Raw genomic sequence first — 22,352 nt, 5'->3', positions numbered from 1 at the left:
GCGCGGATCGGCGTTATGGGGTGATCAGGCGCGGTTCTTGAATCGCCAGGATTCGTTTCCGGTCTCGATGATCTCGCAGTGATGGGTGAGCCGGTCGAGCAGCGCCGTCGTCATCTTGGCGTCGCCGAAGACAGCGGGCCATTCGCCGAACGCCAGATTGGTGGTGACGATGATCGAGGTGCGCTCGTAGAGCCTGCTGATCAGGTGGAAGAGCAACTGCCCGCCGGCTTGCGCGAAGGGCAGATAGCCGAGTTCGTCGAGGACGACGAAGTCCAATCGGGTCAGGTAGTCAGCGATACGGCCCTGCTTGCCACCGCGGTGCTCGGTCTCGAGCCGGTTGACGAGATCAACGACATTGAAGAAGCGACCGCGCGTCCCGTTGCGGATGAGGGATCGGGCAAGGGCAATCGCCAGATGTGACTTGCCGGTTCCGGTGCCGCCGATGAGAACGGCGTTACGCTGGTCGGCGACGAAGGTGCCGTTGGCAAGGTCCCTGACCAGCACCTCGTTGACCGGCGTGCCGTCGAAGTCGAACTCCTCGATGTCCTTGGCGATCGGCAGCTTTGCGACGGTGAGCTGGTATTTGATGGAGCGCGCCTGCTTCTCGGCGATCTCGGCCGACAGCAGATCGCCGACGATCCTCGGCGGCTCGTGCTGGCGCTTGATGCCGGTCGCCATAACCTCGTCATAGGCACTGCGCATGCCGTAGAGCTTCAACGTTCCCATCAGATCCAGAACCTGCGTGCGTTCCATCAGCTTGCCCTCCTGAGGCTGTCGTAGCGGGCACAGTCGGCCTGCGGCTCATGGCGCAGGCGAAGAGCGTCCGGGGTGAGAATGGTGATGGCTGGCGCCGGATCGCGCCGCCGCGCCAGAATGTTGATGATGACAGCTGACGAGCAGACGTTCTGGTCGAGCGCCTCTTGGCAGGCGGCCTCCACGGCATCGATCCCGTCGGTCAACACCGCAGCCAGGATCGCCACCATCTGGCGATCACCGTCATCCGAGGACTTCAGTCGGCGCCGGGTCCGCTCCATCGCCGAGGGCAGAACCCAGTCCTGGAACGGCGCGCCATTGCGCAATGCGCCGGGCTTGCGGGCGAGCACGGGGACATAGTGCCAGGGATCGTAAATGGTCTCACCGCGCCCGAACGAACGGGCGTGTTCGGCGACGACAACGCCATCCTGCCGGATGACGATCCTGCTGGCATAGGCCTGGATCTCGACCGGTCGGCCCACGGCAGTCGACAGCACCGAGTATTTGTTGTTGTCGAAGCGCACCGTGCAGGTCTTCGATACCGAGGCGGGGACCGTGTGGAAGCCGTCGAAGGGGCCGCGATACTCGACAAGTTTGCCGCGCTCCTCCTCGAACACCTCCCAGATCGTGCGCTCCGGCTGATCGATATGACGGTGCGTCTTGGTGTAGGCGATGCATTTGTCGAGCAGCCAGGCGTTGAGTTCCTCATAGGATTTGAAGCGCAGCCGCGGCGTGAAGAAGCGCTCGCGCACCAGCCCGACCTGGTTCTCGACTTGACCCTTCTCCCAGCCCGACGCCGGCGTGCAGGCGACCGGCTGCACCAGATAATGGCTGCACATCTGCAGGAAGCGGCGATTGTATTGCCGGTCCTTGCCGACGAATACCGTCTCAACCGCCGTCTTCATGTTGTCGTAGATGCCGCGCGTGCAGGTGCCGCCAAAGAAGGCGAAGGCCCGGTCGTGCGCGTCGAACACCATCTCCTGCGTCTCGCGCGGATAGGCTCTGACGAACATCATGCGGCTGTGGCAAAGCCGGACATGGGCAACCTTCACGGTCACAGTCACGCCATTGATGAGGACGATCTCGTGGCTCCAGTCGAACTGGTAGGCTTCACCCGGCGCGAAGAACAACGGCACATAGGCTTCCGCCGTCGCTGATCCCTGCGCCTTCGCCCAGCTCTTGGCGTATCGGCGAACCGCGTCGTAGCTGCCGTCGTATCCGAGACCGCGGAGCTCCTCAAAGATTCGGATCAGCGTTAGCCGCTCGCGCCCCGCCTTGCCGTGATTGCCACCTAAAAGCCCGTCGAGCTGATCCTGCCAGGGGCCGATCTTTGGCATCGGCTGATGCTCACGCTCGTAACGGAACTCCGTCGCGTTCGACCGCAGCACCTTCCGGACAACCTTCCGCGATATCCTCAACTCGCGGCAGATCTCCTTGATCGACTTCCCCTGGACCAGCGAAAGCCGACGTATCTTCGCAATCGTCTCCACAACCAACATCCAAAACAAATGCCCCCGATGAAACCGAAGGCAGTGTGACAACCCTGCGTTACAGGGGTCCTTTTTGGACGCCGGTCACCCCTGAAACGGGGTCCTTATTCCACGCCGAAACACAGCTCAAATACGCCGTGAAGATATTTGCCGTATTGCTCCTGGCGCGTGGCTACAAACTGTCCGGACACCCATTCGCTGCATCGGTTTTGGCCGATTTCGCATATGGATTGGCTCTGGGGCCGGCATTTTCTTTATACACCCTTGAGCGCGGCGGAAATGCGATGGCCAGATGGTACATCGGCAAAATGGAGGATCTTGCAGACGGGTTCTTCGCAGCGATCGTCATCGCGGTGATAGCGTTCGTGCTTAGTTTTGTCACGAATTGGGACTTCAGTAACGCCATCATGTGCGTCCTGGCAGCTCCCTTGGTCTTTGGAAAGATGGGCAAGTTCGCCCTAGCGGCCGACGGCTACACGCGCCATGTCCGCATTCAATCCATCACCCGGCGTTTGCTTGTCTTCTTGCCGGCGCTGGCGGTCACAGGCTCACTGTTCCTCCAGATCTTGCCATACTTCCAACTCTCGTCACCAACCATCACTGACCGCCTTCTCGGTCCGATTCTCGGCGCGCTGCTGTGTTTTCTCTGACCCTGATTTTCAGGCTGTGATCTGCCACTAAGATTTCATCCAGCGGCGACTAGAACCTTGGACGTTTCTGCCACGCCGTAGGGCGCCGAGCTAAGGAGCCATCCGCCATGCAGATTAGGAGTTGTCCGACGCCATCGACGGGCACCTGTATCTTTAGTGGAATCGCGGGACAGATGCCTCTCAAACTGGCCATCCGCCCCTTGGAAGATCAGCTCCAACCAACGAGCACGACCGTTCGATTTCAGGACATCGTTCCTACCGGTTAGACTTAAACGTCCGTACTGCAACTGACCTCAGTTCGGCAATGCGCAGACAGATAGCAACTTCTTCCGAGAACATCGGACAGCTGCCAGTCTGTTTTCGGCCCCAAACAGGTCATTCATTGGCGTTGCGGAAGACCAGTCGTGTTCAAGCGCACGCTACTGGCTTCAGTCATCGCAGTACCTTCGTTTGCTTAAGTAAACTCTTTACCGTCTTTCGGTGCGCCGGCCCAGGCGAGGTCATACGAATGATACGGACTGGCTAACCAGCCGCTAAACCATCCGGTTTCTTTTGCCGACAGGTTCCCTCCGGGCACGCCATTGTCTTTGTTTGTCTATAGCTTGCAGGGTGGTTCGCCAGCGATGCGCCAGTAAACTCGCCAAGCAGCGGAGCTAGAGGCGTTTCATCGCCGCGTAAAGCGCAATATCTGCAGTCAACCTCCGCAAGTTGCAAAGGGTAGGTTCGATCCACCGGGCGCAGTTTAAGCGTTTGTGGCGTGCTCTAGGATATCGGCTGTACCTACGCTCTCCGGCGCAGCGTTGCCAAAATGGAACCCTGCTGGGAGGCAGACATCTTCATAGACTTCCCGGAGACGCGTCAAAGCGTTAGTAGCCTTCGATCAGGACACCGTGCCCAGTTTTGGGCGTCCTATCCAAGGTATATATCTCACCCCAGCGCACATAACGGCCATAAGCGATTTTTGTCGCCTGGCCGATACTTGTTTCGCCGCTAGCGTAGCAGCGCTGGCCAGTCGTAACGAGCTGCCATGAAGCCCAATCAAACTCGTCTTCAACTCCTGCGCAACCGCGAACTGAGCGAGGGGTTCGAGAATCTCAGCCGCGATCCCGGCAGTATCAAATCGGCACTCGGATGAAAGGGATGAGCTCCGGCCCAGAAGCCGATCGTCGCCATCGTGCGATGCAGGGTATCGTCGCGGAAACGCAATGCGATACAGCCTCAGACGAGGAGTTTGTCGTCGAAATAATTCGTGCTCTTGCACGAGCTGCTGCTCGGAGAGATCATCGTAAAACCGCTGGGAAGGCGAATACAACGATCTCGACCGAGGCAGCTCGCAGATGAAGCGCACAGCAATCTACGCTCGTTTTTCCACTGATCTTCAGCAGGATCGTTCCATCAACGATCAGGTCGCATTGTGCCGAGGTTACGCCGAGCGCAACGACCTCAACATTGTTGCAGTCTATGATGACAGGGCCCGGTCCGGAGCGTCCGTTTATGGGCGCGATGGGCTGATAAGACTCATGGATGCGGCGCGAGAGCAGATTTTCGAAGTGATACTGGTTGAGGCCTTCGATCGGCTGTCGCGCGATCAAGAAGATCTCGCCGGAATTTGGAAGCGCCTGAGCTTTCAAAACATCGAACTTCGTGCGGTACATGAAGGTACCGCCGATCCCATCCAAATCGGCGTTCGTGGATTGCTTGGATCACTTTACCTGACAGACTTGGCTCATAAAGTGCGCCGGGGGTTGCAGGGTGTGGTTCGCGACGGTCGTCATGCGGGCGGTCGAGCCTATGGCTATCGCACGGTACCCGGAAAGCCGGGTGAACTCGAGATTGTTGATAGTGAGGCCGATGTCGTTCGGCGGATTTTCGCTGAATATCTCGACGGAAAGACGCCGCGAGAAATCGCTTTTGGCCTCAACAGAGATGGTGTTCCGCCGCCTCGCGGAAGTCGATGGGCCGCGTCCACGATCAATGGCAACAAAAAACGCCATCACGGGCTGCTTTTGAATGAGCTTTACGCCGGCCAGTTAGTCTGGAACCGGGTTCGGATGGTCAAGGATCCGGACACGGGTCGCCGCACCTCGCGCGCCAATTCCCCGGAGGAATGGAAGCGCGCAGAAGCCCAGCACCTTCGTATTGTCAGTCCCGAGATTTTTGCTGCTGCTCAAGGCCGAAAGCAGCAACGAAGCCACTTGGCACCCTCACAACAACGCAAGTCGAAGTATCTACTCTCGGGGCTCCTTAAATGCAGTTGCTGTGGCGGAGGTCTGTCTGTGAAGGACCGTGATCATGGTCGCGTGCGCATCCATTGCAGTGCTATGCGCGAGTCTGGTTCATGCTCTAACCGCAAGACTTTCTATTTGGACGAGATCGAGAAAGCCGTTCTAGCTGGCTTGCAACAACATCTGAAAGCTCCGCACCTACTCAAGGAATTTGCTCGAGCTTACCAGGAAGAAAGGGAGCGCCTGGTAAGTGACAAGCGTGCACATCGCGCCAAGCTCGAAAACCAGCTTGGCGTGATACGGCGATCAACCGATCGACTTTGGGCCGACTACGAAGCAGAACGCGTCACAATGGAGGTCGCCGGGCCGAAATTGACGGAATTGCACGCGCAAAAGACAGTGATCGAGGCGGAGCTTTCAACACCGCCGGAAGAGGCGATCGTTGGGTTGCATCCCGCCGCGCTGCGTCAATACGAGGAGCAAGTGGCTGATTTGCATGCAGTGTTTGGGCAAGGTCTGTCGCAAGACAACAGAGAACCAGCCGAGAAAATCCGAAACCTGATAGCGCACGTAACGGTTACCCCACAAAGCGACGGCTTCAAGCTCGAATTGCAAGGGAGGTTGGCGCTTCTGATGCAAGCCCCAAAAGTCTACCCCAACATGCGCATATTCGCGTCGGGGGGTACGATGGTAGCGGGAGAGGGACTTGAACCCCCGACCCCAGGATTATGATTCCCGTGCTCTAACCAACTGAGCTACCCCGCCATCGGGTCGGCGCTGAGCCATGGAAAACCACTTTTAAAAGCGGATCATGGGGGCAGCACCAAGGTCGCGCGGATATAAGGTGGCGGTGCTAATCCTGTCAAGCACCGAGAAGAGGCAGGAACCAGAGAAATGGGCGCGCATGTTTTTACAACCGGGTTGGCGCGCCTGGAAGTCCCAGAACAGGTAGTTTTTGCATGCAACCATGGGTCGGAACTGCTTTACGCAAAGGCTTTGACCGAGCCAAGTTCCGTGCCTTCGTGGTGCCGGCTTATCGAAAAGCGGTGCATCGGCGGTGTGAGCAATCCATCTGGCGAAGGTGACGGGGTTGAGTTCGGCGAGGTGCACCGCTATGTCTCAACCACGATTTTCGCGCGAAATGCTTGAGTTCCTATTTGATGAAACCGCGTATAGCAGTCCTCGGATGCGGGTACTGGGGCAGCAACCATATCCGGACGCTGAAGGGGCTGGGCGCACTGCATGCGGTTTCAGACGCCAATCTCGCGCGTGCCGAAGGTTTTGCCAGTGAACAGGATTGCCTTGCTATTGCGCCGGACGACCTTTTCAAGCGCGAGGATGTCGACGCCATCGTCATGGCGCTGCCGCCGCAGTTCCATGCCGACCTTTCGATCCGGGCCGTCGAGAACGGCAAGGATGTTCTGGTCGAAAAGCCGATCGCGCTGACTGTGCCGGATGCCGAGCGCGCGGTGCAGGCGGCAAAGGACAACCAGCGCGTCTTCATGGTTGGCCATGTGCTGCGCTTCCACCCGGCCTTCGAGAAATTGAAGGCGCTGGTGGACGAAGGCGAACTCGGCGAAATCCGCTACATCCATTCGCATCGCCTTGGCCTTGGCAAATTCCATACCGAGAACGATGCGCTGTGGGATCTTGCGCCGCACGATCTCTCGATGATCCTGGCCCTTACCGGCACTGAACCTCTGGAAGTGAGAGGCGAGGGGGCCGCGCTGCTCGATCATCTGAGCGATTTCGCGCATCTGCACATGCGCTTCCCGAACAACCTGCGAAGCCATCTTTTTGCCTCGCGGCTCAATCCCTATCGTGAGCGCCGGCTGACGGTGGTCGGCGACAAGGCCATGGCGGTTTTCGACGACGTCGAACCTTGGGAAAGAAAGCTTGCCGTTTATCATCACGCCGTTTGGCAAGACAGCGGCCAGTGGGCGGCCACCAGTAACGAGCCGACCTATATCGAGGTCGAGCAGGGAATGCCGTTGACCCGCGAGCTGCAGCACTTCCTGCAATGCATTGAAACACGTGCTGAACCGCGCACGGACGGTGAGGAAGCAATCAGGGTGCTGCGTATCCTGACCGCAGGCACGGTCGCACACGGCCGCATCGCCGGCTGATATCCTCGGACTTATGACTGGCCGTTACTCTGCGGCGATAGCCGAAGGCTTGCCGGTCAGGCGGTTCAGCATGGCCTCGGCCTCGGCGCCCCGTTCCGAGCGCTCGATGAAGCCACCGCCGAAGACACGCGCCTCATTGCCATCATCGGAATAGAGCACGCAGGCCTGACCCGGCGCGATGCCGGACTCGCCATCTACCAGCTCGACCCAGGTGCTGCCGTCGCGATGGTGCAGGACGGCGGGCCGAGGCGGGCGCGTCGAGCGCACTTTGGCGAACAGTTCGAGCCCGCTGGAGGGAATATCGGGAAGGGCATCGTCGCCCAGCCAGTTCATGGATCGCAGATAGATCTTGTGGGTTTCCAGCGCCTCGCGCGGACCGACGATGACCCTCGAGCGGTCGGCGTCGAGATGAACGACATAGAGCGGCTCGCCGGAAGCGACGCCGATGCCGCGCCGCTGGCCGATGGTGTAGCGCAGGATACCGTCATGCCGGCCGAGCACCCGGCCGTCGATGTGAACGATGTCGCCCGGATTGGCAGCCGTCGGCTTCAACTTGGCGATGACGTCGGAATATTTGCCTTGCGGCACGAAGCAGATGTCCTGGCTGTCCTGCTTGGCGGCGACCACGAGGCCCATCTGTTCAGCCATCGCCCGCACTTCCGGCTTCGGCAGGCCACCAAGCGGGAAGCGCAGGTAGTCGATCTGCGCCTGCGTGGTGGCGAACAGGAAATAGCTCTGGTCGCGATCGGCGTCGACCGGGCGATAGAGCGCGCGATGGGCGCCATTGGCCCTGGAACGAATATAGTGTCCGGTCGCCAGGGCATCGGCGCCGAGATCCTGAGCAGTTGCCAGGAGGTCGGCGAACTTGACGGTCTGGTTGCACGACACGCAAGGGATCGGTGTTTCGCCGGCGACATAGCTTTCGGCGAATGGATCGATCACCGCTTTGCGGAAACGCTCTTCGTAGTCGAGCACATAGTGAGGGATGCCAAGCGTCTCCGAAACCCGGCGCGCATCTTCGATGTCCTGGCCCGCACAGCAGGAGCCGGCGCGATGGGTGGCCGCGCCATGATCATAGAGCTGCAAGGTCACGCCGACGACATCATAGCCTTCGCGTTTCAAGAGGCCGGCGACAACCGAAGAATCGACGCCGCCAGACATGGCAACGACGATACGTGTGTCTTCTGGGCGTCCGGGAAGGTCCAGGCTGTTCATGGTGTCAGTTCCGAAATCCAGCCGCAAAACAGGCGGCCTCGACTATATAGGGCATAGGCATCGTGGACGCCAGCGCAGGGCGCGGAGGGGCGTTGCACCACGAAATGCGGCAATTGTCTCAAAAGCTTACGAAAAGCCTAACGCGAGATTCATGAACATTACTTATCCATGAGTAACCGCTTAGGCAATTTTTAAAGCTGTGGCGGTACTGTGGCAGGGATTGGTTCTGTGAGTTTTCAGTAGAGAGTAAGATGACCGATCTGGTTAGACCGCGAGTCAAATATGTTATCGGGCCTGACGGCAGCCCTCTTACGATTGCCGATTTGCCGCCGACGAACACCCGCCGCTGGGTTATCCGGCGCAAGGCGGAAGTGGTTGCTGCAGTGCGAGGCGGGTTGCTCAGCCTCGATGAAGCCTGCCAGCGCTACAAGCTCACCACGGAAGAGTTTCTTTCCTGGCAGGCCTCCATTGACGAGTATGGTCTGGCTGGGCTGCGCACCACACGCATTCAGCAATACCGGCACTGACAGATCTGGTTCCAGGAATGAAAAAGGCGCGGGTTCCGCGCCTTTTCGTTGATGGGTGGTTTTCGCGGCCTCACATCTGGAGTGCGATCTTGCCTGTCGGCTTTGTCGCCAGAAAGGCCTGAGCCTCCCCGGCCTGTCCCAGCGGAAACGTCCTGGCGACATGAACGGCGAGTTTGCCCGCGTCGATGAGTTTGGCCAATTCCCTCAGCCCCTCGCGATCCGGTACAACTGAAATGTGCTCATGGCGGATACCCCGCACCTTGGCTTCGGCCTTGGCCTTGTCGGAAATGCCGAGCAACGAGACCAGCGTGCCGTTGTCTTTCAAGACCTTGACAGCCTGTTCCGCGTTCTCGCCGCCGATCGGCTCCAGGACGACATCGATGCCGGACACCACGTCGGAAAATCTGGTCTTCGTGTAGTCGACGACTTCATCAGCACCGAGATCGCGAACAAAACCGAGCTTGGAGGGGCTGGCAGTCGCCACGACATAAGCGCCGAAGGCCTTGGCGATCTGAACCGCCAGATGCCCGACACCGCCCGCTGCAGCCTGAACGAGTACACGTTGGCCCGGCTTGATCTGCCCGGCACCGACCAGAGCCTGCCATGCCGTCAGCCCCGCGAGGGGGAGGGCACCTGCGTGGGCATGGTCTATCCCCTTTGGTTTCAGGACGAGCTCGTCGGCAGGAGCCGCCACGAGCTCGGCATAGGCAGCGGCTTCCTTGGGGAACCGCGGCATGCCGAACACTTCGTCTCCTGCCGCGAAGCCATTCGTGTCCGGGCCAACCTTCTCAACGACACCGGAAATATCCCAGCCGACCGTGAAAGGTGGTTCGCCAAGCAGCGGATAGGCGCCACTGCGAACGGCAACGTCCACGGGGTTGATGCCCGCTGCATGAACCCGCACGAGCACTTCTCCCTTGTTCGGCACCGGGTCGGGGCGATTTGCAAGGGTCAGCACTTCGGGGCCGCCGACGCTGGTCTGGACAATGGCACGCATGGGTATCTCCTGTTTTGATCTACACTATACAAAAGATAGTGCCTATCCATTGTCCAGTACGTATCTTTTTGATATATAGGTACCCCATGTATAGCGATGAGTGCGAACCTTATGGCTACGACGCGTTCCGGCGGACCTGTCCGTCGCACGCGGTGCTTGAGATGTTGTCGAGCAAATGGGTCTATCTGACGATCGGCGCGTTGCGGCGTGGTCGCATGCGCCATGGCGAGCTGGCACGGAAGATGGAAGGCATTACGCCGAAGATGCTGACCCAGACGCTGCGCACGCTGGAACGGGACGGGCTGGTTCTGCGCGAGATTTTTCCGGTCATTCCGCCGCGTGTGGAATATGAACTAACCGCGCTGGGGCATGACCTCGCCGGCTTGCTCGACCAGATTCGGTCATGGTCGGAAATGCATGTGCCCGATATCAGAAGCGCGCGCCTCGCGGCGGAGGAAAGCGGCAAGCAGGCTGCAGCCGGCTGATCGCTGTCAGCGGCTGGCCTGCAAGATTGCGTTGGCTTTTACAAAACCGGGAAGGGTGATCGCGCGGTTAGCCGATCATCGCGCTGCGGCCGCTGGTTTCCGGTTCGCGTACGCGCGAATCACGCGATTCCAGCATCTCCGCCTTCGCCAATTCGGCCTCGGCTTCGTTGAGGAGGGCTTCTGCAGCGCTGCGCTGCTGAGCGAGATCCGCCTGCGAATTCCTGAGATTGTCGCGCCGCAGCCTTGCCGCCTTGGCGAACGTTGGATAGGCGAAATGATTGATGTCGGTGATGCCGGCTTTCTTTTCCTCGGCGGTGATCTGGAACTCCAGTTCTCCGGCCATGCGCTCGAATTCTGCGATCATCATGTCCAGCTGCAGAAGCTGCCGGCGTTTCTCATTCACCTGAAATTGCTTCAGTCGAACGAGGTTCTCGCGTGACTTCATGATTCGGTACTCCTGCCAACGCACACTTGCACTATCGCCTCGCTGGCCTTGCAAGGCTTCCGTGTCGCCCGTGTTCCCCCCGATTTTCGGAACTCTATGGAAAACAAAGTCCTAAGATTTTTTCCGAACGGTAACCATTCGTTTACGGGCATTGTTAATCATACGGGTCAGGGCTTAAGGCCGGGTAAAAATTTCGGCCCGGGCGCGGGACGTAAGAGATGAGTCCGTTGAGTCGGTTACGGCACTTTCTTAATGTGCTGAATCAAAATTTGACGCGATGAATCGTGTTTGGATTCAAGTGTGTGTGGAAAGAGGTTAAAATTTCTGGTATCGCTTTGAACGCGAAATTAGGATTTGTTAACCATTCAGTGGCAGCTTCGGCTCAGGCAATCACTGCTCCGGTCCCGGACGGGTCAGGTTCGGCAGCAGAAAGGGGAATAAAATGCGCGTTCTGCTGATAGAAGACGACAGTGCAACCGCTCAGAGCATCGAGCTGATGCTCAAGTCCGAAAGCTTCAACGTCTACACCACCGATCTCGGTGAAGAGGGCGTCGATCTCGGCAAGCTCTACGACTACGACATCATTCTGCTGGACCTGAACCTCCCGGATATGTCGGGCTACGAAGTGCTGCGCACGCTGCGCCTCTCCAAGGTCAAGACGCCCATCCTGATCCTGTCAGGCATGGCTGGCATCGAAGACAAGGTGCGCGGTCTCGGTTTCGGCGCCGACGACTATATGACCAAGCCATTCCATAAGGACGAATTGGTCGCCCGCATCCACGCTATCGTGCGCCGCTCCAAGGGTCATGCCCAGTCGGTCATCGCGACCGGCGAGCTGATCGTCAATCTCGACGCCAAGACCGTCGAAGTCAGCGGCCAGCGCGTGCATCTGACCGGCAAGGAATATCAGATGCTGGAACTGCTCTCGCTGCGCAAGGGCACCACACTGACCAAGGAAATGTTCCTCAACCACCTCTATGGCGGCATGGACGAACCGGAATTGAAGATCATCGACGTCTTCATCTGCAAGCTACGCAAGAAACTCGACGCAGCCTCCGGCGGCCAGAATTACATCGAAACGGTTTGGGGGCGCGGCTACGTGCTGCGCGAGCCGGAAGAGATCCGCGAAAGCGCCTGATCGCGCCTACAGTCGAATGTCGAAAGACCCGGCCTGTGCCGGGTTTTTTGTTGGCGCTGCTGTCCTGGTGCGTGCCGTGTCCCGGCTGGCCTGCAGCGCGCGAAAGCGATCAAGCAACTGGACACGGTTGAAGGGTTTCAGCAGGTAGCCATGCGCGCCTGCACGCTTCGCGCGCATGATGGCGCCGAGATCGAGCTCCACCAAAAGGGCGACGATCTGCGGGACGACCGGGCTACCGAGCGAACGGATGTGACCGATAAACTCGGGGAGCTGCATATCCTGCAGCGATACGTCAAAAACGATGATGTCCGGCATTTCTGCGGAGCAGAGGTCGATTGCTTCCCTGCCTGCAGTGGCTTCCACGACCAGCATGCTCTCACTGGTCAGGATGCGCTTGGCGACCTTGCGGATCACGCTCGACTTGTCGACGAACATGCAGCGTTTCATGCCAATCCCCTTTCCGCGTATCATGCGGATCCTGCCCTTCGCCTCAGATATTAGGGCAGGGCATTTAAAAAGCGGAAAAGGCAATGCGTAAAATTTGCACGAGACTGCAAGCCTCGTGCGGGCGGGGGCTGATCGGCAAGCCGTACTCGGCGGCGCGAATGCCCATGTTGAATTGGCCCGTGGCCCTGTTGATTACGCAGCCGCCAGAACGATCTCATCTGCCGTGGCGCGGATCGTAATGGTCATGCCGGCGTCTCGCGCGAGGAGCAGCGTATAATAGGGCTGGACCGAATGAGCGTCGATCGGCTCTTCTGGCTTGCCGCCCGAGTGAAGCTCGAGGAATTTCGGTGGAACCCGCAACATCGGGCCGCTCGCCGAAAGAGTGAAGCGCGGTTCGGTTTCCAGCTCCTCCAGCGTCACGGAGAGTCTGCCGCCTCGTGGAATAGCCGCGTTGGCGATCAAAACGAGGTTCAGGAGCAACTTGACCTTGTTTTTGGGCAGCAGGGCTCGGCTACCCGTCCAGGTCAATTCAGGTTTTTCGTTCTTGAGGTAGGCGATCGTGACCGCTTCGGCGTCCCCAGTGTCGATGAGCATGCCTGCCGATCCCGCGGCACCATAGGCAATGCGGGCAAACTGCAGTCGAGCCGAGGCATTGCGGGCGCTCTGTCGAATGAGGTTCATGGCGTCTTCATCGGCGCCGCCTTCATCGAGCAGTTCCAAGCCATTGTTGATCGCGCCGACCGGCGAGATGATGTCGTGGCAGACCTTGCTGCACAGCAGTGCGGCAAGTTCGGAAGGAGTAAGTGTGAAAAGGTCAGCCATGGAACCCTCGAGAAAAGATGCAACAGCGCTTGGACATCCACCCAGCGCACCGACCGCGCGAATCACGCTCTCCCCAGTTCCGTCTGGATATACGGCGCGTTCGGGTGGAGCAACCAATCCGGAGATGTCGCATATGGCGCATTGCGCCGGTTCGACCGGTAGAAACCCTCGGACCGGCCTTCGAACCGCCATCATCATGTGAGAACTTAATGGTTGAAAAACGATTACGGCATAGTTTGCCAGGGAATGGCACCGGAAGCGGCCGATTGAGAGTCGCGGGTGCGAGGCGTCGGCGAAGGTGCTCCCAGACGGAGATTGGAAGCATGCATTCCCGATTTCGCGATTGGCGCATTCCCCGCGCTCTCGCTCTGACGATCGCCCTGTTGGGCTTTTTCACCCTTTCGCTCCAGGCTTCGTACGCCCAGCAGTACACGTCGCAGGAAATCGTTGATTCGGGCCACAAGTTCTTCGGCGAAACCTCGGGTGGCTTGGCCACCGTAGTCGAGAAGATTTTCTCCACCTACGGCCTGCCGAACGGCTACGTGCTGGGCGAGGAAGGTTCTGGCGCGTTCGTGGGTGGTCTCACCTATGGTGAAGGCAAGCTGTACACCAAGAATGCCGGCGACCATAAAGTCTATTGGCAAGGACCGTCGCTTGGCTGGGATTTCGGTGGACAGGGCTCCAGGGTCATGGTGCTAGTCTACAATCTCGATGACGTCAGCAACCTCTATAATCGGTTCGGCGGCGTTGCGGGCTCGGCCTATGTGATTGCGGGCCTTGGCTTCAACGTCCTCAAGTCCGGTAACGTGCTCCTGGTGCCGATCCGAACCGGCGTCGGTGCCAGGCTTGGTGTCAACCTGGGCTATCTGAAGCTCACCCAGCAGCCGACCTGGAACCCTTTTTGACCCGAACTGGTTGAGAGTGATCGGCGGATTGTGGAAGAGAGGCCACAACCCGCCGAAATACAGGGTGCCGAATACTGGATTTTGCCTGCCAGACCATGCAAAATTTCGTCTACCCCGGCGCGAGCAGCCGAACTTAACGGATAGACCATCTTGGTTCAGTCGATCCTCTTCTTCCTTCTCGGTTTCCTGTGTGCCGGGTTTTTGGTCGTCCTGATTGCGCCTGCTGCCTGGCGGCGGGCCGTCGCCCTGACAAAAAAACGAATCCAGGCTGCAATGCCGCTTACCTCTACGGAAATCGCCGCGGATAAGGATCGCCTGCGCGCCGAGTTTGCCGTGACGGCACGCCGGCTGGAGATGGATGCCAAAACCTCCAGGGAAATGGCCAATGACCGCTTCATCGAAATCAACCGCGTTCGCGAGGAGTTGAAGCTGGCCGCAAGCGAAGTGGTTCAGAAGGGTGAGACCATCGCCACGCTGGAAGCCGCCGGCAGTGAATTGCAGACGCAGTTGCAGCAGCGCGTGGCCGATATCGAGCGCTTGTCCGGGAAGCTCGCTACTCTCGAGGGAGATGCGGCGAAGAAGAAGGAAGAGATCGAGAAACTTGGCCAGCTGTATGAAGAAGCCAGCTTCTCGTCCTCGAACAGGCAGATCGAACTGGTCGCGCGCGAATCGGAGATCGAAAAACTGAACAACGATGTCTCGGTGTTGCGGGCTCAGCGCAAGGAAGTGGACAAGCGCCATCAGGACATGATGACAGAGGGCAAGGCAGCCATCGAGGCGCTTGCGAACGAGAAGAAGAAGCTGGCGGATCGGGAACGGAAGCTGGAGCGTCTTCTCTCGACGTTGGCAGACCGCGATGAAACGCTGGATCGGCGCGAGCGGGAGTTGGCGAGGCTCAAGGAAGAGATGAAGAAGAAGGGGCTGAAGACGGACGTTTTCGTCAACGAACCAGGCGCCGTGGCCAACGGCGCGCAACGCCCGCAAGAGGATCGCGCGATGCAACTCTCTCCTCTGCTTTTGTCCCCTCTGATTTCCGGGACCACGGGCGACACCGAAGAGGCAGTCGCCAAGCTCAACAATGACCGCGAACGGTTGGAGGCAAGGCTCACCACGCTTGTTCGCGAGAACAAGAAACTGCGAGGGGGCGCCTCTTCATTCGAAACCGGTCAGCGCGACGGGGGAGTGAGAGAACAACGCGAGGGTGCGCTTCTGCGCGAGCAGATGCAGGATCTCGCGGCTGAAATCATCACGCTCACAGCCACGCTGGAAGGGCCGAATTCGGAAGTCGCCAAAGCGCTTGCCGCCTCTGAAGGGCAGGGAAGCGGAACCGAAGATGGTGCTGCAATCCGCAGCATTGCCGAACGGGTGCGGGCACTGCAAAAGGCGGCTTCGCCCAGCTGACGCTTCCAGAGCGTTTCCGCTTTTGTACTTTTGCTGGAATTGCTCTGGCCTGGCAAAACCAGAGTTTCTTATCCGCCCAAATCGCCCTGAGGCTCAACGGCCGTTTGCAGAGAAGTGATGCAGGGCGATGGCCGAAGCAGCGGCGACATTCAGGCTGTCGAAGTCTTTGGCCATCTCAATGCGTAGCGTTTGCATTCGCGCCAACAGGGCAGCCGGCAGGCCTTCTCCTTCCGTGCCGAGATAGAGGGCGGCCTTCGGATGTGGCTCGACGTTGCGAATATTCGTGTCGCCGCGCGGAGAGAGTGCGAAACTCTCGAAGCCTCTGGCTATGAGGTCGGCAGCCAGGACGGCGGGATCCGGAACGGTTGCAAACGGCACCTTCAGCGCGGCACCGACCGAAACCCGGATCGCCTTGCGATAGAGAGGATCGCAGCAGGTCGGGTCGATCAAAACCGCGTCAGCGCCAAAGGCAGCCGCGTTGCGGAAGATCGCTCCCAGATTGTCATGGTTGGCGATGCCGACGGCCACGATGACCAACGCCTTTTGCGGGAGCGTGTCGAGGATGTCGCCGACCTGCAGGGGTGTCCCCTTCTTTCCTGCAGCCAATATGCCGCGGTGAATGGGAAAGCCGACGATACGATCCATGACCTGGCGACTGGTCACATAGACAGGCACCTGCGCCGGCACCTCTTTGAAGGTCTCGTCGAGGCCAGAGAGGCGGTTTTCCAGCACGAGCATGGATTCGGCCTGGAAACGGCTGCTGTTCAAAAGCACGTTCAGGACGACCTTGCCTTCGGCGATGAAGCGTCCTTGTCTGCCGACGAGATCGCGCTCGCGAATGTCGAGATATGGAGCGACCCGAGGATCTTCCGGATCATCGATACGAATGGTTTCCATCAGCGACCGGTGGGAAGCGAAAGGTTTTCATGCCTGCGCCGATGTCTATCCGGCTCAGACGTCTCGGTCGCTATAGCGGGATGGGCTTGGTTTCGGAAGCCATCCATATTGCAGCCTTCCACGGCTGCATGGCTGGGTTCACCGATATCAATACAACCAGGACGATCTATCGCGCTCAGTTGCCGGTGCCAAGAAACCGCGAAGGCTGCTGCGCTTCGGAGCTGCCGCCGAAAATCGTACCGAGAGTCCGAAGCAATTGGCGAACGGCGTCCGAGCGGCAGGAATAGTAGATCATCTGTCGGTCGCGGCGCGTCTGGACGAGACCGAACGCGCGTAGCTTCGCCAGATGCTGCGAGAGAGCAGATTGGCTGAGATCCACCTTTTCGGCGATCGTTCCCACCGTCAATTCATCATCGATGAGATGATTCATGATGGCGAGGCGTTTCTCGTTGCCCATGAGCGTGAGGAACGCGGCGGCGGTTTCGGTCACCTGGTTTTCTGGAAGCATCAAATGCCCACCTTTCTTCTGCACGGAAGCCATGGGGGCAATGGCGTTATGATTCACTCATACACTAATTTTATTAAGTGATGCAAGTGTCGGATGCAACCTTAGGTCACAGCTCTGTGATCGGCAGTTCAATTTTCGCTCAAGTTCTGAAGGTTTCGTGTTCTGCGGCAGCGCGGCCAGCCTTCGCCATCTCCACGAGTGTCTTGCGCAGATCCTGCTGCGTTTCCAGCCGGTTGGGAAAGAAGACGCGTTCCGCCCGATCGCCATTGACCAGATCCATTCCATCCGCGTCAAATCCGGTCAGCGTCCAACCGTCGTTGCCTGCTTTGGCGTAGTGATGGGCATAGACCGCAATCGCTTCGAGATGCTCGCTGTTCATGTGGTCGAGCGCGGACTGCTCGCTTTCAGCCAATGCATCATTGATCGCGCCGTTCACGATCAGATCCGAATGATCCAGCAGATAAGCCTTTCCGAAGCCGCCATTGAGTGAGGCGCGCTCGATCTCGAGCCGGAAGAAGGAAAAATCCCCGAGGCCGACATAAAGCTTGGCCTTGGGATTGCGGTTGAGATAGCGCCGTTCTGCCCGGATCTGTTCAGGTGTGCCTCGCTCCAGCCGGGTGGCGCGACAGACCAGCGTCATGCGCGGGTGAGCGAGAGCATCGCCCTTGCCTGGTTCGCCCACCAGCAAGGAGCAGCGTGAATCGGCAAGCAGAGCACCCGTATGCGGGGCGAGCATGGAGATCAGGATAAGCGGCGTTCCATCGATGTCGGTGGCGACGCCAACGCGGCTGGCAAGGGGCGTGCCCGAGGCCGGATCGATGACGGCAAGCGCCCCATGGCGCGCCGTGCGAAGCAGCGTTTTAGCCAACTGGATCGACTGGGCGTCGGTTTCCCGGATGACGTCTTTCTTCGACTGTTCCACGGCGCTCACCATAATAAGATGAATATCACTGTCCACTTATCGGCCGATGACACCGGTTTTGACAAGGGTCGCAGTTTCGTCTTCCTGAAAACCGAAGCGTGCCAGGATCGAGGCAACCGTCCGTTCGTTTTCGGAAGCGGGTCCGCTTGCCGCGGATGGCGTCGCCGAAAAGCGAGGAGCAGGAGCCGGTCTGGGGAAGCGGCCGACATTGACGAAAGCGGCGCGCGCACGATTGTGTGGATGCTGCCGCGCCTCGGTGAAGGACAATACCGGCGCGACACAAGCGTCGGTCCCGGCAAAAAGCCGGTCCCATTCGCCGCGGGACTTCTCGCGCACCCGCGCGGCTATGGTTTCGCGCATCCGCGGCCAGAGTTTCTGATCATACTGACCCGCTACGAATTGCTGATCGAGTGGCAGCAGACGGGCAAATTCCGCAAAAAATTGCGGCTCCAGACACCCGATGGCGATATGGTGGCGGTCGGCGGTTTCGTAGGTGTCATAAAAGGGGCAACCGGAATCGAGAAGGTTGACGCCGCGCCGATCGTTCCAGAGGCCCGCCGCCATTGCGGCCTGAAGCGGGAGGGTGAGCATGGAGGCTCCTTCGACCATGGCCGTGTCGACGACCTGACCCCTACCGCTGCGCGAGCGTTGGAACAGGGCGGCAAGCAGCCCGGCGATCAGCATCATTGTCCCGCCACCATAGTCGCCAACCAGGTTGAGCGGCGGCACCGGTCTTCCACCCTCGTGACCGATAGCGTGCAGGATACCGGAATAAGCAAGATAGGTGATGTCGTGACCGGCGCGCTCGGCAAGGGGGCCGTCCTGTCCGAAACCTGTCATGCGTCCGTAGACCAGCGCCGGATTGCGCGCCAGGATCCCATCTGGTCCGAGACCGAGCCGTTCCATCACGCCCGGTCGGAAGCCTTCGATCAAGATGTCGGCTTTCTCGGCAAGCCGCAGCACCAGTTCGACGCATTCAGGACGCTTCAGATCCAGGGCAAGGATATCGCGGCCATGCCGGTCGAGATCATATTCGACCGGCAGCGGCATGATATGCCGGGTGGGGCCACTGCGCTCGATGCGGAGCACCGTCGCTCCCATCTCGGAAAGCATGAGAGCGGCAAGCGGGACAGGGCCTAATCCCGCCATTTCGATCACCGCAAGTCCGGCCAGCGGTCCGCTTTTGGCTCCCTGCGGGGTGGCCTCCGTCATCGGCCTATTTCGGCGCCATGCGGATGGCGCCATCCAGGCGGATGGTTTCGCCGTTCAACATCTGGTTCTCGACGATATGCAGCGCTAGAGCCGCATATTCGGACGGCTCGCCGAGCCGGGACGGAAAGGGTACGGCAGCGCCGAGCGAATCCTGCACCTCCTGTGGCATGCCGGCCATCATGGGTGTCTTGAAGATGCCGGGCGCGATCGTACAGACGCGGATACCGGAGCGGGCGAGGTCGCGTGCCACCGGCAAGGTCATGCCGACCACCCCGCCTTTGGAGGCCGAATAGGCGGCTTGCCCGATCTGTCCGTCGAAGGCGGCAACCGAGGCGGTGTTGACGATGACGCCGCGCTCGCCACCGGTCAGTGGTTCAAGCTTGGCGGCGCGATCTGCAACCAGCCGGATCATGTTGAAGCTGCCGATCAGATTGACCTCGATCACCCTGCGGTATTGGTCGAGGGGATGCGGGCCGTCCTTACCAACCGTCTTCACGCCGATGGCTACGCCGGCGCAATTCACCAGGATCCGCGGCTCTCCAAGCGATTTCGCAACCTCGGCCACCGCCGCCGCCCCGTTCTCTGCGCTGGAGACATCGCATTTGACAGCGATGCCGCCGATGTCCGCTGCCACCTTGTCAGCACGGTCAATGCCAACATCGAAGAGGGCGACCTTGGCCCCCTTGGCCGCCAGCGCGCGCGCCGTCGCTTCGCCAAGACCCGAGCCGCCGCCGGTCACGATTGCGATCTGGCCGTGTGGGTTCATGCGCTGTTCTCCTCGCTCGTTGGAATATGCTATGGGCCCGCGGCAGGCGCTGCAACAGGCAAGGCAATCTGGGACGGATGACGTCGCGTTACGCCGGCTCGATGGCGCCGACACGGTCGGCGTCATGGCCGACCTGGTCGGCGTGATGGACCATGCCGGTCAGTCTGGCCACGGCGCCGGGTTCGATTTCGTGTGCCAGGAGACGATCGAGATCGACGGGTCGTGGCATAGAAATCTGTCCGCGCGGGATTCGCTTGAAGCCAAGCGGACCGTAGTAGGGTTCATCACCGACCAGGACGACGCAAGCCGCACCGGCCTTCACCGCTGCTTCCAGTGCCATAGCCACGAGTTTGCGGCCGATGCCGAGATTCTTGAAGGCAGGGCGCACCGCCAAAGGTCCAAGAAGCAATGCCTTGCCGGAACCCGCCATGATACGGGTCATACGCACCGAGGCGACCACGGTAGTGCCGCTCACGGCCACGAAAGAGAGGTCGCGTTCATGGGGACCGCCTTCGCGGATCTTGTAGGCGGCGCGGGTGAACCGCCCAGGCCCGAAGGCTTCCTCGTTGATGGATTCGATCTCGGGATCATACGCCGGGGTTTCCGGCAGGTAGGTCACGTCGGCAAGGCTCATGGTCTTTGCGTTCCGGTATGCAAGGAAAGGTTGCTGCAAGCGGCAGCGTTCGCCAGTCAGCGCTTCAAGCGCGGGCGATCTTTCGTCGTCGGTCGAACCGGATCGTTGCAAAGTCGAACATGCGGATTTTCCGCTAGCATCAAACTTTCTTGATCGCAATCGATGTTTTGATTGGCGTTGCGCCAGCGTTTGACAGTGTGTTCAGCCAAAATGCATTCCCCAGGCCCGGCACGCCTCCTAAATTGAAACCAGAAGACAGGAGGAAAGTGGATGGGTTTGCTTGTCGATGGCAAATGGCACGACCGCTGGTACGATACCGGTAGCAGCGGCAGGTTCGAACGCTCCCAATCGCAGTGGCGCGACTGGATAACCGTCGACGGCAAGCCGGCGGAAGGCCGTTCGCGTGGTTTCAAAGCCGAGCCCGGCCGCTATCACCTCTATGTTTCGCTGGCCTGTCCCTGGGCGCATCGCACGCTTATCTTCCGGGAGCTGAAGAAGCTCGAAAAGGTGATCTCCGTCTCGGTCGTGCACCATCTGATGCTCGAAAATGGCTGGATTTTCCTGCCTGAAGACGGCGCGACGGGAGATACGCTCTACGGTCTCGACTTCCTCCACCAGATCTACACCAAGGCCGATCCGGCCTATTCCGGCCGCGTCACCGTGCCTGTTCTGTGGGACAGGAAAGAGCAGACGATCGTTTCCAACGAGTCGTCCGAGATCATTCGCATGTTGAACTCGGCCTTCGATGAATGGGGAGATTCAACGGTCGATTTCTATCCGCAGGCACTGCGCGCCGAAATCGATGCCGTCAATGAAGAGGTCTATGGGGCCGTCAACAATGGCGTCTATCGCGCCGGTTTCGCGACGAGCCAGGCTGCATACGAGGAAGCATTCGCGGATTTGTTTGCGACGCTCGACAGGTTGGAAACGAGATTATCGCGCCAACGCTATCTCGTCGGCGATCGTCTCACCGAAGCGGACTGGCGCCTGTTCACGACGCTTGTCCGTTTCGATCCAGTTTATGTCGGCCATTTCAAATGCAACCTGCGCCGCATTGGCGACTACCCGAACCTCTCGAACTACCTGCGTGATCTTTATCAGGTGCCGGGAGTGGCTCAGACGGTCGACATGCACCACATCAAGGCCCACTACTACGCCAGCCATCGCAACATCAATCCGACCGGCATCGTCCCTGTCGGACCGGAGATGGATCATCTGGCTCCGCACGACCGCGCGCGGTTCAAGAAGGCAGCATGATCTACCAGTAGGGCGAAACCGTCACGCCATGGAATGTCTCGGCGAGGCGCCTCAAGGTCGCCGGTGTCGTGCCTTCAGGCAGTCGGTCGAGCGGGAAGAAGCCGGCTTCGGCGATTTCGTGATCGGGACGTTTCGGCCCGATCTGACGGAAGGCCTCGATCAGGTAGAGTCCGACATGGTCACGCGGGCTCGAGAGCCTGTTGAAGTGCATGGATTTCAGCACTGGCGCCGCTGAAATCGCGATGTTGCCCTCTTCCTCGAGTTCGCGGGCGAGCGCTTCTTCCATCGTCTCGCCTTTCTCGACACCGCCGCCCGGCAATTGCCAGCCGGGAACATAGGTGTGGCGGATGAGAAAGATCGAATTGCGCTCGCGGTCATAGACAAGTCCCCGCACGCCGAGGGTCATCGGTCGCCTTAGCAGGAACAGGAGGTGAAAGAATTTTGTCCGTAGGCGTGGCCAGCCGCTCTGGCGGAAGGGTTGTTCGGGATCGTTGCCAGTCATTTCAGATGAACCACAGGTGGATTGCGAA

At 59.5% G+C, this 22,352-nt stretch carries 23 protein-coding genes, 1 tRNA gene and 1 pseudogene; 10 read left to right on the top strand and 15 right to left on the bottom strand.

Going from position 1 to position 22,352, the window contains the following annotated elements; all coding sequences use genetic code 11:
- Positions 1–24: 24 nt before the first annotated feature.
- Positions 25–753: an IS21-like element helper ATPase IstB gene (istB, locus tag AO692_RS18155; RefSeq protein WP_054308547.1), complete on the bottom strand. Its 729-nt coding sequence runs from the start codon at positions 751–753 to the stop codon at positions 25–27.
- Positions 686–2,252, bottom strand: a pseudogene (istA, locus tag AO692_RS18150) (IS21 family transposase). The gene istB and the pseudogene istA overlap by 68 nt, the downstream one beginning before the upstream one ends.
- A gap of 35 nt (positions 2,253–2,287) precedes the next feature.
- Between istA and AO692_RS18145 the strand changes: the two are divergent.
- A complete protein-coding gene (locus tag AO692_RS18145; protein ID WP_054311463.1) occupies positions 2,288–2,893 on the top strand; it encodes a hypothetical protein in 606 nt (201 codons plus the stop codon).
- A 1,337-nt stretch (positions 2,894–4,230) separates the two neighbouring features.
- The gene (locus AO692_RS32330; protein WP_082407431.1) at positions 4,231–5,850 is read left to right on the top strand and encodes a recombinase family protein; all 1,620 of its coding nucleotides are present in this window, start codon (positions 4,231–4,233) and stop codon (positions 5,848–5,850) included.
- Here AO692_RS32330 and AO692_RS18130 read toward each other — a convergent pair.
- Positions 5,807–5,883: transfer RNA gene (locus AO692_RS18130), tRNA-Met, on the bottom strand. The two genes, AO692_RS32330 and AO692_RS18130, sit on opposite strands and share 44 nt — an antisense overlap.
- A gap of 129 nt (positions 5,884–6,012) precedes the next feature.
- On the opposite strand from AO692_RS18130, the gene AO692_RS33560 reads away from it, so the two are divergent.
- Together AO692_RS33560 and AO692_RS18120 are read left to right on the top strand one after the other, a co-directional pair.
- On the top strand, positions 6,013–6,267 hold the full coding sequence (locus tag AO692_RS33560) for a hypothetical protein (RefSeq protein ID WP_054311460.1): 255 nt from the start codon (positions 6,013–6,015) through the stop codon (positions 6,265–6,267).
- A gap of 11 nt (positions 6,268–6,278) precedes the next feature.
- Positions 6,279–7,244 carry a Gfo/Idh/MocA family oxidoreductase gene (locus AO692_RS18120; protein WP_054311459.1) on the top strand — a complete coding sequence of 322 codons (966 nt, stop codon included), beginning with the start codon at positions 6,279–6,281 and terminating at the stop codon, positions 7,242–7,244.
- A 24-nt stretch (positions 7,245–7,268) separates the two neighbouring features.
- On the opposite strand, the gene mnmA is transcribed toward AO692_RS18120, so the two are convergent.
- Positions 7,269–8,459 carry a tRNA 2-thiouridine(34) synthase MnmA gene (gene mnmA, locus AO692_RS18115; RefSeq protein WP_054311458.1) on the bottom strand — a complete coding sequence of 397 codons (1,191 nt, stop codon included), beginning with the start codon at positions 8,457–8,459 and terminating at the stop codon, positions 7,269–7,271.
- A 251-nt stretch (positions 8,460–8,710) separates the two neighbouring features.
- Between mnmA and AO692_RS18110 the strand changes: the two genes are divergently transcribed.
- Positions 8,711–8,986 (top strand): DUF1153 domain-containing protein, encoded by a 276-nt coding sequence (locus tag AO692_RS18110; RefSeq protein ID WP_013529904.1) that lies wholly within the window; start codon positions 8,711–8,713, stop codon positions 8,984–8,986.
- A gap of 70 nt (positions 8,987–9,056) precedes the next feature.
- Here AO692_RS18110 and AO692_RS18105 read toward each other — a convergent pair whose 3' ends face one another.
- A complete protein-coding gene (locus tag AO692_RS18105; RefSeq protein WP_054311457.1) occupies positions 9,057–9,983 on the bottom strand; it encodes an NADP-dependent oxidoreductase in 927 nt (308 codons plus the stop codon).
- Positions 9,984–10,144: 161 nt separating this feature from the next.
- Between AO692_RS18105 and AO692_RS18100 the strand changes: the two genes are divergently transcribed.
- The gene (locus AO692_RS18100) at positions 10,145–10,468 is read left to right on the top strand and encodes a helix-turn-helix domain-containing protein (RefSeq protein ID WP_244483398.1); all 324 of its coding nucleotides are present in this window, start codon (positions 10,145–10,147) and stop codon (positions 10,466–10,468) included.
- 67 nt (positions 10,469–10,535) lie between these two features.
- Here the strand turns inward: AO692_RS18100 and AO692_RS18095 are convergent, their stop codons facing one another.
- A complete protein-coding gene (locus tag AO692_RS18095) occupies positions 10,536–10,913 on the bottom strand; it encodes a hypothetical protein (protein ID WP_054311455.1) in 378 nt (125 codons plus the stop codon).
- A gap of 442 nt (positions 10,914–11,355) precedes the next feature.
- Between AO692_RS18095 and ctrA the strand changes: the two genes are divergently transcribed.
- Positions 11,356–12,051, top strand: coding sequence for a cell cycle two-component system response regulator CtrA (gene ctrA / locus AO692_RS18090; protein ID WP_054311454.1), 696 nt, complete (start codon positions 11,356–11,358; stop codon positions 12,049–12,051).
- A 6-nt stretch (positions 12,052–12,057) separates the two neighbouring features.
- On the opposite strand, the gene AO692_RS18085 is transcribed toward ctrA, so the two are convergent.
- Together AO692_RS18085 and AO692_RS18080 are read right to left on the bottom strand one after the other, a co-directional pair.
- Positions 12,058–12,498, bottom strand: a complete 441-nt coding sequence (locus tag AO692_RS18085) for a response regulator (protein WP_054311453.1) — start codon at positions 12,496–12,498, stop codon at positions 12,058–12,060.
- A 192-nt stretch (positions 12,499–12,690) separates the two neighbouring features.
- A complete protein-coding gene (locus AO692_RS18080) occupies positions 12,691–13,320 on the bottom strand; it encodes a histidine phosphotransferase family protein (protein WP_054311452.1) in 630 nt (209 codons plus the stop codon).
- A gap of 323 nt (positions 13,321–13,643) precedes the next feature.
- On the opposite strand from AO692_RS18080, the gene AO692_RS18075 reads away from it, so the two are divergent.
- Positions 13,644–14,225, top strand: coding sequence for an EipA family protein (locus tag AO692_RS18075; protein WP_054311451.1), 582 nt, complete (start codon positions 13,644–13,646; stop codon positions 14,223–14,225).
- Positions 14,226–14,498: 273 nt separating this feature from the next.
- The gene (locus AO692_RS18070; protein WP_348271466.1) at positions 14,499–15,626 is read left to right on the top strand and encodes a hypothetical protein; all 1,128 of its coding nucleotides are present in this window, start codon (positions 14,499–14,501) and stop codon (positions 15,624–15,626) included.
- A gap of 93 nt (positions 15,627–15,719) precedes the next feature.
- On the opposite strand, the gene AO692_RS18065 is transcribed toward AO692_RS18070, so the two are convergent.
- From AO692_RS18065 to AO692_RS18040, 6 genes are all read right to left on the bottom strand, one after another.
- A complete protein-coding gene (locus AO692_RS18065; RefSeq protein ID WP_054311449.1) occupies positions 15,720–16,523 on the bottom strand; it encodes an RNA methyltransferase in 804 nt (267 codons plus the stop codon).
- Between the two features lie 175 nt (positions 16,524–16,698).
- Positions 16,699–17,031, bottom strand: coding sequence for a metalloregulator ArsR/SmtB family transcription factor (locus AO692_RS18060; RefSeq protein WP_054311467.1), 333 nt, complete (start codon positions 17,029–17,031; stop codon positions 16,699–16,701).
- 139 nt (positions 17,032–17,170) lie between these two features.
- Positions 17,171–17,965: a HugZ family protein gene (locus AO692_RS18055; protein ID WP_054311448.1), complete on the bottom strand. Its 795-nt coding sequence runs from the start codon at positions 17,963–17,965 to the stop codon at positions 17,171–17,173.
- 24 nt (positions 17,966–17,989) lie between these two features.
- Positions 17,990–19,165 (bottom strand): CaiB/BaiF CoA-transferase family protein, encoded by a 1,176-nt coding sequence (locus AO692_RS18050; RefSeq protein WP_054311447.1) that lies wholly within the window; start codon positions 19,163–19,165, stop codon positions 17,990–17,992.
- A gap of 4 nt (positions 19,166–19,169) precedes the next feature.
- The gene (locus AO692_RS18045) at positions 19,170–19,931 is read right to left on the bottom strand and encodes a 3-hydroxyacyl-CoA dehydrogenase (protein WP_054311446.1); all 762 of its coding nucleotides are present in this window, start codon (positions 19,929–19,931) and stop codon (positions 19,170–19,172) included.
- An 88-nt stretch (positions 19,932–20,019) separates the two neighbouring features.
- A complete protein-coding gene (locus tag AO692_RS18040) occupies positions 20,020–20,565 on the bottom strand; it encodes an N-acetyltransferase (RefSeq protein ID WP_054311466.1) in 546 nt (181 codons plus the stop codon).
- A gap of 270 nt (positions 20,566–20,835) precedes the next feature.
- Between AO692_RS18040 and AO692_RS18035 the strand changes: the two genes are divergently transcribed.
- Complete coding sequence (locus AO692_RS18035; protein WP_054311445.1) at positions 20,836–21,822, top strand: glutathione S-transferase family protein; 987 nt, start codon at positions 20,836–20,838, stop codon at positions 21,820–21,822.
- Between the two features lies 1 nt (position 21,823).
- Here AO692_RS18035 and AO692_RS18030 read toward each other — a convergent pair whose 3' ends face one another.
- Positions 21,824–22,324, bottom strand: a complete 501-nt coding sequence (locus AO692_RS18030; protein WP_054311444.1) for an NUDIX domain-containing protein — start codon at positions 22,322–22,324, stop codon at positions 21,824–21,826.
- Positions 22,325–22,352: the final 28 nt, after the last annotated feature.

Source organism: Mesorhizobium sp. 1M-11 (assembly GCF_001303895.1).
In the GTDB taxonomy this organism is placed as follows: domain Bacteria; phylum Pseudomonadota; class Alphaproteobacteria; order Rhizobiales; family Rhizobiaceae; genus Mesorhizobium.
Note: the sequence above shows the minus strand (reverse complement) of the source record. Positions and strands in the feature narration are given on the sequence as shown.